This window comes from Limosilactobacillus caviae (assembly GCF_014635905.1).
Taxonomy (GTDB): domain Bacteria; phylum Bacillota; class Bacilli; order Lactobacillales; family Lactobacillaceae; genus Limosilactobacillus; species Limosilactobacillus caviae.
Genome location: NZ_BMDS01000001.1, coordinates 134,284 through 148,014, shown reverse-complemented (window position 1 = coordinate 148,014; position 13,731 = coordinate 134,284). Strand labels below are relative to the sequence as shown.

The following is a 13,731-nucleotide window of genomic DNA, read 5'->3' as shown; positions in this document are numbered from 1 at the left end:
TCGCATGGATTTTTTGTTTATTCATTAGTAGTTAGTTCAAAACGAATCTGTCCTAGTTGTAATTTTTCGGGCTGTTTAGCTCCATGGAAAATGAGCTTGAATAAGCGATTTTCAACACCAGCAGTAAAGACAAGTTGCTTATTACCAATATTAACTGTAAAGGTATCGCCTTCTCTTACTACTTCTGCTTGTAATAATGCCGACCATTGCTTAGCTGCTTCTTCGGGGTCGGTGACATTAAATATAGCTTGCTTAACAAACAGGTCACCAGCCGGATGGAACTTGATTAATCCTTGTTTCTTCAGGTCTTCACGACGCTTATCATCATCTTTGTTCCATTGAATAAAGAACGGAGCAGGAAGGTGATTGGCAAGTTCATCATTTACATAAAAGATTTTCCATTGAATTAGTTTCCCAGCAGGATTAATTCGTTTCCCATCGGTGATCTTCCCGACATCAAGACCGAGTTCCTTTAGTCGACGGTGAGTCTCCATAATATCGGTAGTCCGAATTGCGATCGTTGTTATTCGCTGAATACCATCGAAGTAATCTTCCACGGCATCATGAATAGCAGAATTATTTTGATATGGGAACGCCTTGGCTTTTTCTTTATTGGCAACGGTTAAAAGCTCGATATAGTTAAGTCCAAAATAATCTAGCGCGTTTTTGGTACCCCAATATTCATGGTTGCCACCAGGAGCGAATGAAAGTCCTTTAGAATTAAAATAATCAATTGCATCTTTAAGATTAGTCACGTCAATCATTGTGTGATCCCAATTTAATGTTTCTGTCATCTTAATCACCCTTATTTTGTTTGCCTAATTCCTTCGTACGGTTAACAGCAGCAAGAACAGCATTTTCAATTCCAGCTGAAAATGAGCTTTTATCTAATTCATGTTGAGCAGTAATTCCTACTCCCCCAGCAGAATTATTAATATCGAGTAGTTCTGCTGGGTGCTTTCCACTTTGTTCGACAAATGCAGCGGCGGCACGTAGGTTCTCAAGGGCAAGTTTGTTAGCTTGCTGACGAGGCATTCCGGCAAGCACGCCCGCGTTTGTAAAACTAATTAGAAAATTATAGATATAGTTTGGACCTGCAACACCATATCCAGTAAATACATCTAGCAAGGATTCATCAATATAATCGACTTTTCCGAAGCTGTTTAGAAATTCCTCGATAACTGTTTGGTTAGCACGATCGTTTTTAACAACACCGCTATAGCCCATTGCGACATCAGTTAAAGTATTAGGAATGATCCGCGTAATTGCAAAACGATCAGCCTGACTAGCGAGTTGTTTAACGGTCACTCCAGCAATAATTGAAAGGACGTCCTTGGCATAATCATGGTTGACTAGTTCTTTCATGATTTGCTGCCAATCGTCTTGTGGCCGTACACCAAGAATTACAAGATCAGCAGCAGTAATTGCTGTCCAGTCAGGTTGTTGACTTGCTTGAAAATGATAAGTATCAGTTAAATAATTGACTCGGTCAGCTGAAATATCAGTAACTCCTGTGGTTTCAGCTTTTATAATTCCCTTCTTTAAAGCGGCTCGTAGCATTGCTTCAACCATTTGACCGCCACCGAATGCATAAATTTTGATTGCCATTGAAAAACATCCTTTCTACATGTATCTAAATTAATCCTAGCCTATTTTTGTATAAGACGCTAACCAAAAGACTTTTGTAAAATTTTAAATTCACTAATTGGTATAGGTGAAATTTGTGAGCGAACAAGGAGTGCTTTAATAATTAGTGTTTACTAGACATATGCACTTTTTATAACGATATATTGTTATGTAATGAACTTAACTAGTATCAAATGTCGAAAAAATTAGAGTGAAATTAGTTGAATTGGTCTATTGATTAGTTATAAAATGTAAGCGCTTAGTTAAGGAGGAACAATTATGGCATATCAAACAATTAATCCATATACTAATGAAGTTGAGAAGACATTTGAAAATACTACAGATGAAGAATTAGAACAGACATTAGCGACAGCCCATCAACTATACTTAGATTGGTGGAAGCATAATGACCTTGAGGAACGTAAGCGGGTAATCTTAAAGCTTGGCCATATTTTACGTGAACGACGTGAAGAATATGCAACGATTATGACAAAAGACATGGGGAAATTAATCGGTGAAGCGGAAGGCGAAGTTGACCTATGTGCTTCATTTTGTGATTATTATGTAGCAAATGCTGATAAGTTTTTAGCACCAGATATTATTGCAACAACTAGTGGTCGGGCAAAGGTCATTAAGCAATCATTAGGGACTCTTGTTGCAGTTGAACCATGGAATTTCCCATTTTATCAGATTGCACGGGTATTCATTCCTAACTTTATCGTTGGTAATCCAATGATTTTAAAGGATGCTTCAAATTGTCCAGCTTCTGCTCAAGCCTTTGCGGATGCCGTTAAAGAAGCAGGTGCTCCTGAAGGCAGTTTAACCAATCTTTTCTTATCTTACGACCAAGTAAATAAAGCAATTGCGGATAAAAGGGTTGCAGGAGTTTGCTTAACGGGTTCTGAACGTGGTGGTGCTACTGTTGCTAAAGAAGCCGGCGCAAACTTAAAGAAGAATACGATGGAGTTAGGCGGAAATGACGCTTTTATCATTTTGGATGATGCAGATTGGGACCTCGTTGAAAAAGTTGCTCCAGCAGCGCGACTCTATAATGCAGGGCAAGTATGTACCTCATCAAAACGGTTTATCGTTCTTGAAAAAGACTATGACCGTTTTCTAGAAATAATGAAGGATGCTTTTTCAAAAGTTAAAATGGGTGATCCGCTTGACCCTTCCACTACCTTAGCTCCCTTGTCTTCAAAGAAAGCCAAGGATAAGCTTCAAGGACAAGTTGATTTAGCAGTGAAAAACGGTGCAAAGATATATTACGGTAATAAAACAGTCGATCTTGAAGGGCAGTTCTTTATGCCGACAATTTTGACTGACATTACACCAGATAATCCAATTTTTGATACTGAAATGTTTGGTCCGGTAGCGTCAGTTTATAAGGTTAAATCTGAAGAAGAGGCTATTGAACTAGCAAATAATTCAAGCTATGGTTTAGGAAATACCGTATTTAGTAAAGATTATGATCATGCTGAGCGAGTAGCAGCCAAAATTGAAACTGGGATGAGCTGGATCAATGCAGGTTGGGCCTCTCTTCCAGAGTTACCATTTGGTGGAGTGAAGAATTCTGGATATGGTCGAGAGCTTAGTAGTTATGGTATTGATGAATTTATGAATAAGCACTTAATTTATGAAGCACGACAATAGAAAATGGCGCCATTCTAATAAGGATGACGCTTTTTTATTTCCCAGGAAATGGAGAATAAATTCTTGAAGAGTAGATGGTAAGCAATATTGCGGTAAAAGGAATATTTGATATAATTAGAAAAATCTAATAATTGGTGGAGAGTGAAAGATTGAATAACAAGGGAAATAATATTTTGGGTTTATTATTTGTTATCATAGCGATTGGCAGTTGGTTAAGTAACGATAATGGTCTTGGCTGGATGTTTTTTGTAATTGGGATAACTTATTTTTTAGACAACATTAAAGAAAAATATTGGTACATTCAGGGAAGCTTCATAATACTAGTAGGAATTGTTTTACTGGCACTGCATGAAAGTTTGCTGGTCTGCCTAGCATTATGTGCTTTTGGTGTTATTAACTTACTTACTACTAAAAAGGCGGCTAGAAATAATCAATAAATCGATTCTTGCAATTATATTCTCTTACTTATATACTTACTTACATAAGTAACTAACTATAATATGATTACTATTTGGAGGAATTTACACATGACTGCGAAAAGAAACAGCCAGCGGAAACCACGATTGCGGAGACTATTTGCAACCCGTCGCCGCCGATGGATTACAATAGGCGGAGTTATTATCATTTTATTGCTTATTGTGATTGCAGTACGTCATAATAATGCACAAAAAGCGGCTGAGAAAACAGAATATAATGTCTTAAAGGTAACATCACAAACAGACTTTAATCTGACTGGAAAAATTGAACCGGTTCAGACACAGACATTAACGCTACCCTCAGGAAACTTACAAAGTTTAAATGTTAAAGATGGCGATCATGTAACACAAGGTGAAGCTATTTTAACTATGCATAATAGCAATACACAGGATAGTGTCGCTGAACTTCAAGCGGATCTTAGCAAGAGCCAGCGAACAATGAATGCGCAGCAACAAACAGTAAATAACCTTCGTCAGCAACTCAATGGAATGACCAGTGGAGATGAAGGGTATGCAGATCTTCAAAGCCAATTAAATGAGGCCCAAAATGCTTATGCTGATGCGCAAGCAAGCGTAGCATCAACTCAGCAGCGTCTTAATACTGCTTCAAGTAAAGTCAACCAAACCTTAACAGCACCTTTTGCTGGTTATGTCACGGTTGACCAGTCAAAACAAAATGAGCCGGTAGTTACGCTTTATTCAGATAGCCTCCAGTTTGTTGGTCAAGTTTCAGAATATGACTACAGTAAATTGCACCAAAGTATAAATATTAAGGTAACGGCATTGGCAACAAAACGAACCGCTGATACCCAGGTCAGCTACCTTGCAACAATTCCAACTAAAAATTCTGGAAATAATACCAAATATGAAGTAACTGCAAATGTGAATGCTAATAAGTTTATGGCAGGACAAACCGCTAAAGCTTCGGTTAAGCAAGACGGGGTCCAAATTCCTAAGTCTGCTGTTCGCCATGGCAAAGTTTTTGTTGTCGGAGCAAATGATCGGGTACGAGAGACCGAGGTTAGCGGTCATGCATTTAATAGTTCATATATTGTGACAGATGGTGTCGATGCAGGTGACCGAATTGTGACGAACCCTAATAGTAAGCTTAAAGATAACGCGAAGGTTGATTAATATGATCACATTAAAAAACATCAATAAGTACTACCGGCAGGGTGATCATCGGTTTCACGTTCTTCACGATATCAATATTAGTATCGAGCAAGGCGAGTTAGTGGCGATCATTGGTGAATCTGGATCAGGGAAGTCAACATTGATTAATATTATTGGGTTTCTTGATGATGATTTTGAGGGGACATACTTTTACCAAAATCACCCAATCCACGACTATACGCGAAAACAATTCTCGAGTTTGCGAAATCAAAATGTTGGCTTCGTTTTCCAAAACTTTAAACTCTTACGGGAGTCAACCGTTGCAGATAATGTCGCATTGCCGTTATTATACGCTGGTAAGCGCCGAAAAGAGATTGGCTCACGGGTATCTGAAGTTCTTAAACAAGTTGGTTTAGCAGGCTATGAGAACCAACTTCCTAAAAATATGTCTGGTGGACAGCAACAACGAGTATCTATTGCCCGGGCAATATCAACACATCCTAAATTTTTGATTGCGGATGAACCAACGGGAGCTTTGGATACAGAAACAAGTCAAGAAATCATGAATCTTTTTAAGCGTCTTAATCGTGAAGAAGGAACTACGATTATTATGGTGACTCATGATCCGCATGTAGCAGAACAGTGTGACCGAGTAATTAAAATTATTGATGGCCGTGTTGTTAGCGATAGTAAGGATGGTGAACGAAATGCAAATGATTGAGCTATTTAAGTCTGCTATCCAATCCTTAAAGGCAAATAAAAAGCGGAGTTTTCTCACGATTATTGGAATTATGATCGGAATTGCGGCGGTAATTGCTATTCTTGGAATCGGGGATGGAATTACTAAAACAATGTATGATAAGTTTGGCAACAATGCTAAGCAAGGTCAGCAAACGACTGAAATTGCCTACAATCCGGACAATGTTAATTCGACGATTAATGGTTTCACACAAGAGCAACTGACGGATATTAATACCCAATTCGGTGGCGAGATTAAGAAAGCCGAAATAGAACAAGAGTCTGATAATATTTCAACTCGTGCGGATATTGGTGATACGACTAAAACTGTAACGTTGAGTTTGCTGAAAAAGCCAACGCATAGTGTAAGCTTAATTGCGGGAAAGAATTTTACTAAAAATGAGCTTGAACTCGGTGAAGCCAATGCGTTAATGAGTGAAAAGGTTGCTAAACGGCAATACGGATCAGCGCAAAATGCTATTGGAACAACGGTAACAGCGAACAATGTAACTTACACGGTCACGGGAGTATATAAAACGCAGGAACAATTTACAGATGATGGAAATCAAAATTCCTATGGCGTTGACCTGTTACTACCAAAAAAGCTATATTATCAAAGCGATAGTGCAAAAGAGGGGAATACACTTAAGCTGACATTTAGTCAAGGAGCTAATGCAAGTGCAATTTCACGAAAAGTAGCTAAATACTTAAAGAATAATAGTCCAGCTGCGCCTCAAGGAAGTTATCAATACTTAGATATGGAAAAAGCGTTGAAACAATTCTCATCGCAAATGAGCATTATCACAACATTCATTAGCTTTATTGCGGCAATTTCACTATTTATTGCCGGCATCGGTGTTATGAATATGATGTACATCTCAGTTTCGGAACGGACACAGGAAATCGGAATCCGACTGGCGGTGGGAGCAACGCCATTTAATATTATGATGCAGTTCCTAGTCGAGGCCGTAATTCTAACGTTAACTGGTGGATTGCTAGGGTTCCTCTGCGGGGCCGGATTAGCTCACCTACTAGCACCGCTATTATCAAACGCGATAGGTGGCGGTGGTATTCATATCCATGCCCACGTCTCACTTAACGCTTTCTTATTGGCATTTGGAACATCGGCTGCTGTCGGTTTAATTTTCGGAATTTTACCAGCGCGGCAAGCAGCTAATAAGAACTTAATTGATATCCTAAAATAAGGGAACATGACAGAAGCGCCACGCCCCGTGAGCAAAAATAGGCCTCTAGAGTTCGGCTTTACCGAGCTTTAGAGGCCATTTGCGTTTTATATCAATAATAGGATTTATGTTACAATCCTTATTTCTTCAATGATTGAGCAGTCTCGTTAACAAGGGTCTGTTGGTCGTTAGTAGCATAGAATTCGTTGATTAGTGAGCTGATTTCGTATGTGTTTTTATTCGTTGTTCGATCACTATCATTGAGCGTCCATACTGTTACGGTTTTCTTTCCTTGATTTACACGGAAAAGAAGGGTGCTATCAGCAGTTCCTTCACCAAGGATAAAACGAGAATGATTTTTGTTCATGGTTAATTGCAATCCCTGGTTACTACCAAGCCGGTCAGCGCCATATACTTTTGCATAAACTAGTGCAGCAATCTTGTAGTAAGAGAGAGTTTCCTTGCCTTGGGAAGAAGGAACAGTGATTTTCTTGTTAGCATTTTTGGCGACTTGTTGATTTTCCTTAGCGGTTGGACGGGCACTAGTGATTGCAGGATCAGCTGTCTTTGTCTTAGTGGCAGAGCTAGATTGCGTTGATTGGCTATTTGTGGAAGCAGAATTAGCATTAGCTTGGTTTGCTGTACTGCTACTATTTGAACTTGCCTGTGAACTAGGCTGACCATCTGGGTTAAAGCCGAGTGAGCTCAGAGAGACAGTAGAAGTTGTGTATTGTTGTTTAGCAGCCGAAGTATTAGCACCAGAAACTGGTCGCCAAACGGTCATTGTTTTACCATCACTATTGATTTTGTAGTAAATGGTATTGTTATAACTTCCACGACCAATTCCCATTCGTCCGTTACTGTCTTTGAAAACGTTCAAGCTTGGACTCTGATAAGCAGTACCATAGTAACGGTTGTAAAGTTGTAATCCTAAGTCATCGACTACTTGTCCATCTTGAAGTAATTGGTGAGCATTAGAGTTAGCGTTGCTTGATTGACTATTTTGCGTTGGTGTTGCTGATGGGTTATTTTTGATCGATGAGATTGCATGGTTAATCGTGGCTTTTTGTGTCGAAGTCTGATTTTCGGACTTTTGGAGACTAGAAATTGGCACGGTCTTCTTAGTATAGCCTTGCTTATAAGTTGGCGTATTAGGATCGCCCTTTATCTGCCATATTGTAACTGTACCATCATTGTTAATTTTGAAGAAAGCAGTACTATCAGCGGTTCCTTGGCCAATTCCATAACGTCCATTACTATCTTTGAAGACGCTAATACTATGAGCATCATTAACATAATTTTGTCCGTATGCGTTGGAATAAATAAGTGAACCAATTTCATTAACGTCGTTTGTATTATTGTTACTACGTTGAGCGGCATTGGCATTAGCTTCGGCAAATGATAATCCGGTAACTACGGCTAATGCAGCGCTAAATAGTTTAACCCTTTTCATGTTAAACCCCTCCAAAAATTTAATCATCGTCATTATACGCTCATTTTTTATGATGAAAACGCTTCTTTACTATTTCTTTACTTTTTAGTAAAATATTCAGCGAAATACGACGAATTCTGCAAAAAACGCTACGAATATTGCAAATTGACCTATAAAAGCAAATATTTAGGTATACTACAGGGATAAAAGTAATTATTGAGGAGCATTTGAGCTATGAAAAACAGGGGTAAATTAATCATCGTTTCATTATTGGTTGTAATTATCGTAGTATGCGGAGGCTACATGCTATTACGCCCATCGTCATCTAAGGATGTAGTAGCAGATAAACCAACAAAAACTGAGACGCTAAGTACAAGCAGCTCTAAGAAACATCATAAGGAAGCAAAGAAAGACAGTTCAACTGATGAGGCAGATAGTAATAGTGCGACTGCTGGGGATGATAATGGAGAATCCGCTAATTCATCAGCACCAGTAAACAACGCAGACACTACCCAGTCGGCACAAAATAACAATAATAATGCAGGTACTACTCAATCAGTGGCTGCTAATAGTAACCAAAGTCAAAACACTGTTTCAACTTACCGTAAAAGTAATGGTGCAACAACGGTAAAGCAAATTCACCGTCAAGCAGCATCACAAAGGAGTACTCATTCAGTACGGCCACAACAACCTGTGATGGTTCAAGATGGGATGAACTTTAGCTACCGCGCCGCCCAAAAAGCGGGAGTAGTTGACAGCAATACATCTGCAGAAGAGTTCTATAAGAATGCCAAGGAAGGCAATAACTATGTAACATATAATGGCAAAACCGTTTATTACAAAGCAAATGGTAATGGACAGTATCAGGTTACGAATGTAAAATAAAGATGAAGAAAATTGTGTTTTAATTTCCCCAAAATCCCTACGACTATTTTTGTTAGTGTGTAGGGCATTTCTATGTTTAAATTATTAAGTTGGAGTACTTTTATGCGTAATTTATCTATTAAACGGCTAATAATAATCATACTATGCTTGTTAGTGCTGGTAGTAGGTTGCATGACAATCCATCAGCATCGTCACTTTAATAAAAATGTTAGTATCGATAATGTGGCGGTTGGCGGTTTAACTGCTGAGCAAGCCTTGAAAAAATTACAAAATAATCCACGATCACCAAAAATATATGTAAATAGTGATTTAGTATATGCAGAAAAGCAACCAGTTGCGAAATTTAGTAAAGCTGATGAACAAAAAGTAAAAAATGCATTACGCAGTCAATATACATTTTTTCCATCGGCTAAATCAAAGAATATTTTAGTGAAGCCTCAAGACTTTAATCAAAATGTGATTCCACAGATTGATCAGGCAGTTAGTCGAAGGGTGAATGAACTAAATAATGGTCGAAAAGCTCCAATCGATGCTTATGCAGTGTATGAGAATGGCAGTGTACAGGTCAGACCAGCAGTCGGTGGAACCCAGTATAGTGTAGATGGATTGCATGAGAAGCTTGAAAAAGAAATTGTTAGTGGGACAGTTAGATTAAAACCAATTTATAAAGCTCCGCTTTCGGCAAATAGTAAAACTGTTCAAAATGAGAAAGTCAAACTTGAACAGTTATCAAAACGAACTGTGACATATCAAGTGCAAGATAAAAAATATCGACTAAATTGTACTGACATAGTTACTAGAGCAACATATCAAAATGGCAAATATCATTTTGATACAGCTGCAGCTAATTCTAAAGTTGATGAAATCAATAATAAGCAGTCAACCCTTGGTAAATCCTTTGAGTTTAAAACTCATGATGGGTCGGTAATTAAGACAACAGATGCAGGCTCATATGGATGGAAGATTAGTAAAAAGCAAGCTGGTGAAACTCTTGCTAATGCACTGGTTGACAATAAACAGACGGTAAATGCAAAGAGTGACATATACGGTAAAGGCTATAACCAGCATGGAACAGGATATAATACCACGTCTAATAACGGGATTGGTGATACCTATGCTGAAGTTTCGATAGCTGATCAACATGCATGGTTTTATAAAGATGGTAAATGTGTTCTTAGTACTGACATTGTTAGTGGGACAAATAATAAGGATAATGAAACGCCTAAGGGTGTTTGGTATATCATGTATCAACAGACACCGTCTGTTCTCCGAGGGTTAAATGATGATGGCTCAAAATATGCCAGCAAGGTACAGTACTGGTCACCGTTTACCGATAGTGGGTGTGGTTTCCACGATGCAAGCTGGCGACATGACTGGTCGAAACATGCATATATGGCTAAAGGTGGTGGATCACATGGATGCATCAACATGCATCCAGATGTTGCTGGAGAAGCATTCCATGATTTACAGAAAAACGAACCTGTAATTATCTACTAAAGGAGAATTTATTCATGCGTCCAAGTGCTGAACGCGCAATAATGATTGCGGTAATTTGTTTTGTAATAACAATTATTATTTCTTTTGCTTTATCTCAGGGGTTTGTAAAATAGGGGTATTTTAATGAACTTAGAAACGAAGAAAAATCTAATAATTATTAATCTGTTTTATATTGGATTAGTTTTACTGTATTGTATTTTGCACGCTGGACCGTTGAATTTATTAGTGTTTATTGTCATGTTGATTTTGGCTAATATTGCTGAAATCCTAATTAAATAGGTAATTGTTATTTATTTGGAGGAGAATTATGTTTAAAAAATCATATAAAGTTTTATCGAATTCAGAATTAATTAAAATTATGGGTGGAAAGAGTAGCCGTAGGGTTAGAAGTGGATGGGGATGGTTCCTAACAAGATCTGGTAGAAAACGGTAAATGATACATTTAACTTTTTTTCAATCAGTTATAGCTGACTTCTTAAATATTGCTGAGATAATTATTATATATAGATTCTTAACTAACAGTTTTACTATTAAGATTATGGTAGTTGACTTTTTAGTTAGTTTATTTATTACATCTATTCCGACACTAATTGCGTCATTATATATTCTATTCGTAGTTATATATTTATGGCTATTTGATAGAATAGGGGCACATACTTACATAGTTTTGAATAATATATTTGCTATGTTTGTTGGAGTTATAATGTCATCACTATTTGACTTGGTAGATCATTATACTTATGCTTTATTTTTGCAAGGAAAGTCAAATATATTTATTTTAGGATGGTTAATTCCATTTAATGATTTGCTAGTTACAATTATATTTGGAATAATTGTTATAAAATTAATTAGGCCAAGATTAACATGGTTTATAGTTAACTTCCCGCGTCCAGTTCGCTTATGGAAGATAACATCTATCTATTTTCTCCTATATATTTGGTTAACTGTGGTTGCTGAGAAAGATGGGATAGCTAATGAATATGCTCCATTGATGCTAATAATGTACCTCATAATCATTTTTGTTGGTGGAATAGGGTTTGTTAGTTTTATTCGTAGTAATGCGAAAGCCCAACGACAACAGCAATTAATAAACAGCTATCGAAACCAGATAGAGACTGCCCAAAAAGTTAACGCTCAATACGAAGATTTTCGTCGCGAACGGCATGATATGAAGAATATGCTTCTTAGTGTTCAAGGTTATATTCGTGACCACAATGATGAAAAAGCAAATCAGTTGTTATCGGCATTCTTACAAACTAATATTGATGGTAAGAATTATGAGGGAATTGACAAATCATTGAGTAGGTTAAATATTTCAGGATTGCGCAATCTGATTAAAGAAAAAGCCTATAGAATAGTTGAACAAGAAATTCCGCTTGCAATTGAAGTTAATGCGAAAATAGACAGTTTACCTGGTTCTGAAGTAAAGACGGCACGGATTATTGGTATTTTGTTAGATAATGCGATTGAGGCTACTTCTAACCAAAAGAGACCATATATTCAAATTGCTTTGCTAAGACATGATGAAGAAAATTATGAATTAGTGGTTGCTAATTCTTTAGAAAAGACACTTGACCTTAATAAGGCTATGAAATTTGAACATTCAGAAAAGGAGAACCATCAAGGAATCGGTTTATCAAATATTACGCAACTTGTGGATAATGATGATCGTTATTCATTTTCTGCAGAAGTTAAAGAGAAGGTAATTATTATGACTTGTTTTATTCAAGGAAAGTGAGAATAAAATGTTAAAAGTAATTATTTTAGAGAATAATGATTATCAATCTGATTATGTTGAGAAGTTGGTAACCCAGCGACGAATGATTAATGAAACACCACATAGCTATGATATGAAAGTGTGGTTACAAACTGCTGATCCGCAAGAAGTAATTAGAAAAGTAGATAATGAAGATTATCTTGCAATCTTGGATGTTGAATTAGATGATGATATTAGTGGTATAGATGTTGCGGAACACATCCGTAAAAAGGCAGCATTTGCTGAAATAGTTTTTGTAACGGCTTATAAAAAATATTTACTGCACACTGTTTCAAGACGAATTGAACCACTTGATTATATTTCAAAGGGAAAGGATATTACCTCGATTACTGACCGTTTACGGGAAGATATCGATGAAGCATATTTGCGATACCAGAGCTATATAAATGGTGGTCAAAAAAAGCAAGATAAATTTACTTATGAACCGATGCGTGGTGTAAAAAGGCAGGTTAATTTTGACGATCTATACTATATTGAATCAGTCAAAAATGAAAACCGTCGTTTACGAATTGTGGGTAAAAATATTCGTATCGAATATCATGGTGAATTAAGAAAAATAACTGACGATCGTTTATTAAGGGTAAATCAAAGTACGTTAATAAATCCCTTAGCAGTTCAGGAATTTAGTAAGAAAGAACGGCTTGTTTATTTTGGTAGCGATCGGGAATTAACAGTTACAGTGAGTTACCGTAAAGTAAAAATGCTAAGTGATTTTCTTGAAAACGCGTAAATAATAGAGGTCTAAGGATCGGTAAAACCGAAACTTGGACCTTTATTTATGTTTTATAGAATTTATTGATAGCGATTACGAATTATGCAGAAAAGTATACGAATAATGCAAAATGAATCAAAATTAAATTTTATAGTTATAATATTATTATGGAGATAATTACCGTGGGAGGCAATTAAAATGAAAGTCAATAAACAGTTTTACAAGAGCTTTAACTTCTACTTTTACTCACTTTTTATTATATTGTGGTTTAAACCAGTATTAGAAGCAGAAAATCTTTTTGAATTAACCGTTTGCTCGGTATTTCTTATTGGGTCGATTATTGCTGTTTTATGGACTGTGTTTAAGCGACCAGGAAAAGAGTTAGAGCTTAATCGAGTATTCTACAAAAATATTGACTTCTACATTTATATAATTGTCACTTTCTTTTGGATTATTGCGATTCCTAAAGCAAGCAACATTTACGAAGAGATTATTTGTATTTTATGTACTGCAATCGGGATTTTCGCCGCTTTACGAATTCTGTTCAAAAAATAAATAGCATTTGAAGAAGGCAGTCATCAAGAACTATTGAGAAAGCACCAAGATTATTATGACTTATGGAATGCATAAAAGCTCCG

The 13,731-nt window shown here is 36.9% G+C and carries 13 protein-coding genes; 10 read left to right on the top strand and 3 right to left on the bottom strand.

What is annotated here, in order from left to right:
* Positions 1-17: 17 nt before the first annotated feature.
* Both IEU90_RS00385 and IEU90_RS00380 read right to left on the bottom strand, forming a co-directional pair.
* Positions 18-794: a VOC family protein gene (locus IEU90_RS00385; RefSeq protein WP_153709441.1), complete on the bottom strand. Its 777-nt coding sequence runs from the start codon at positions 792-794 to the stop codon at positions 18-20.
* Between the two features lies 1 nt (position 795).
* Positions 796-1,608 (bottom strand): pyrroline-5-carboxylate reductase family protein, encoded by an 813-nt coding sequence (locus tag IEU90_RS00380; protein ID WP_153709442.1) that lies wholly within the window; start codon positions 1,606-1,608, stop codon positions 796-798.
* 297 nt (positions 1,609-1,905) lie between these two features.
* On the opposite strand from IEU90_RS00380, the gene IEU90_RS00375 reads away from it, so the two are divergent.
* The 5 genes from IEU90_RS00375 to IEU90_RS00355 all read left to right on the top strand — a co-directional run bounded on the left by IEU90_RS00375 (position 1,906) and on the right by IEU90_RS00355 (position 6,811).
* Entirely contained in the window at positions 1,906-3,279 is a 1,374-nt protein-coding gene (locus IEU90_RS00375) for an NAD-dependent succinate-semialdehyde dehydrogenase (protein WP_153709443.1), read from the top strand.
* A 149-nt stretch (positions 3,280-3,428) separates the two neighbouring features.
* On the top strand, positions 3,429-3,716 hold the full coding sequence (locus IEU90_RS00370) for a hypothetical protein (RefSeq protein WP_153709444.1): 288 nt from the start codon (positions 3,429-3,431) through the stop codon (positions 3,714-3,716).
* Positions 3,717-3,806: 90 nt separating this feature from the next.
* On the top strand, positions 3,807-4,889 hold the full coding sequence (locus IEU90_RS00365) for an efflux RND transporter periplasmic adaptor subunit (protein ID WP_153709445.1): 1,083 nt from the start codon (positions 3,807-3,809) through the stop codon (positions 4,887-4,889).
* A gap of 1 nt (position 4,890) precedes the next feature.
* Positions 4,891-5,589, top strand: coding sequence for an ABC transporter ATP-binding protein (locus IEU90_RS00360; RefSeq protein WP_182598406.1), 699 nt, complete (start codon positions 4,891-4,893; stop codon positions 5,587-5,589).
* Complete coding sequence (locus IEU90_RS00355; RefSeq protein WP_188357571.1) at positions 5,576-6,811, top strand: ABC transporter permease; 1,236 nt, start codon at positions 5,576-5,578, stop codon at positions 6,809-6,811. Before IEU90_RS00360 ends, IEU90_RS00355 begins: the two co-directional genes overlap by 14 nt.
* Positions 6,812-6,929: 118 nt before the next feature.
* On the opposite strand, the gene IEU90_RS00350 is transcribed toward IEU90_RS00355, so the two are convergent.
* Entirely contained in the window at positions 6,930-8,243 is a 1,314-nt protein-coding gene (locus IEU90_RS00350; protein ID WP_188357570.1) for an Lreu_0056 family protein, read from the bottom strand.
* 213 nt (positions 8,244-8,456) lie between these two features.
* Between IEU90_RS00350 and IEU90_RS00345 the strand changes: the two genes are divergently transcribed.
* From IEU90_RS00345 to IEU90_RS00325, 5 genes are all read left to right on the top strand, one after another.
* Entirely contained in the window at positions 8,457-9,107 is a 651-nt protein-coding gene (locus tag IEU90_RS00345) for a hypothetical protein (RefSeq protein WP_153709449.1), read from the top strand.
* A 102-nt stretch (positions 9,108-9,209) separates the two neighbouring features.
* Positions 9,210-10,604 carry a L,D-transpeptidase family protein gene (locus IEU90_RS00340; protein ID WP_153709450.1) on the top strand — a complete coding sequence of 465 codons (1,395 nt, stop codon included), beginning with the start codon at positions 9,210-9,212 and terminating at the stop codon, positions 10,602-10,604.
* A gap of 703 nt (positions 10,605-11,307) precedes the next feature.
* Positions 11,308-12,342: a GHKL domain-containing protein gene (locus IEU90_RS00335; RefSeq protein ID WP_225431248.1), complete on the top strand. Its 1,035-nt coding sequence runs from the start codon at positions 11,308-11,310 to the stop codon at positions 12,340-12,342.
* 7 nt (positions 12,343-12,349) lie between these two features.
* Positions 12,350-13,111, top strand: coding sequence for a LytR/AlgR family response regulator transcription factor (locus tag IEU90_RS00330; RefSeq protein WP_153709452.1), 762 nt, complete (start codon positions 12,350-12,352; stop codon positions 13,109-13,111).
* Between the two features lie 180 nt (positions 13,112-13,291).
* Complete coding sequence (locus IEU90_RS00325) at positions 13,292-13,648, top strand: hypothetical protein (protein WP_153709453.1); 357 nt, start codon at positions 13,292-13,294, stop codon at positions 13,646-13,648.
* The last annotated feature ends 83 nt before the right edge of the window (positions 13,649-13,731 follow it).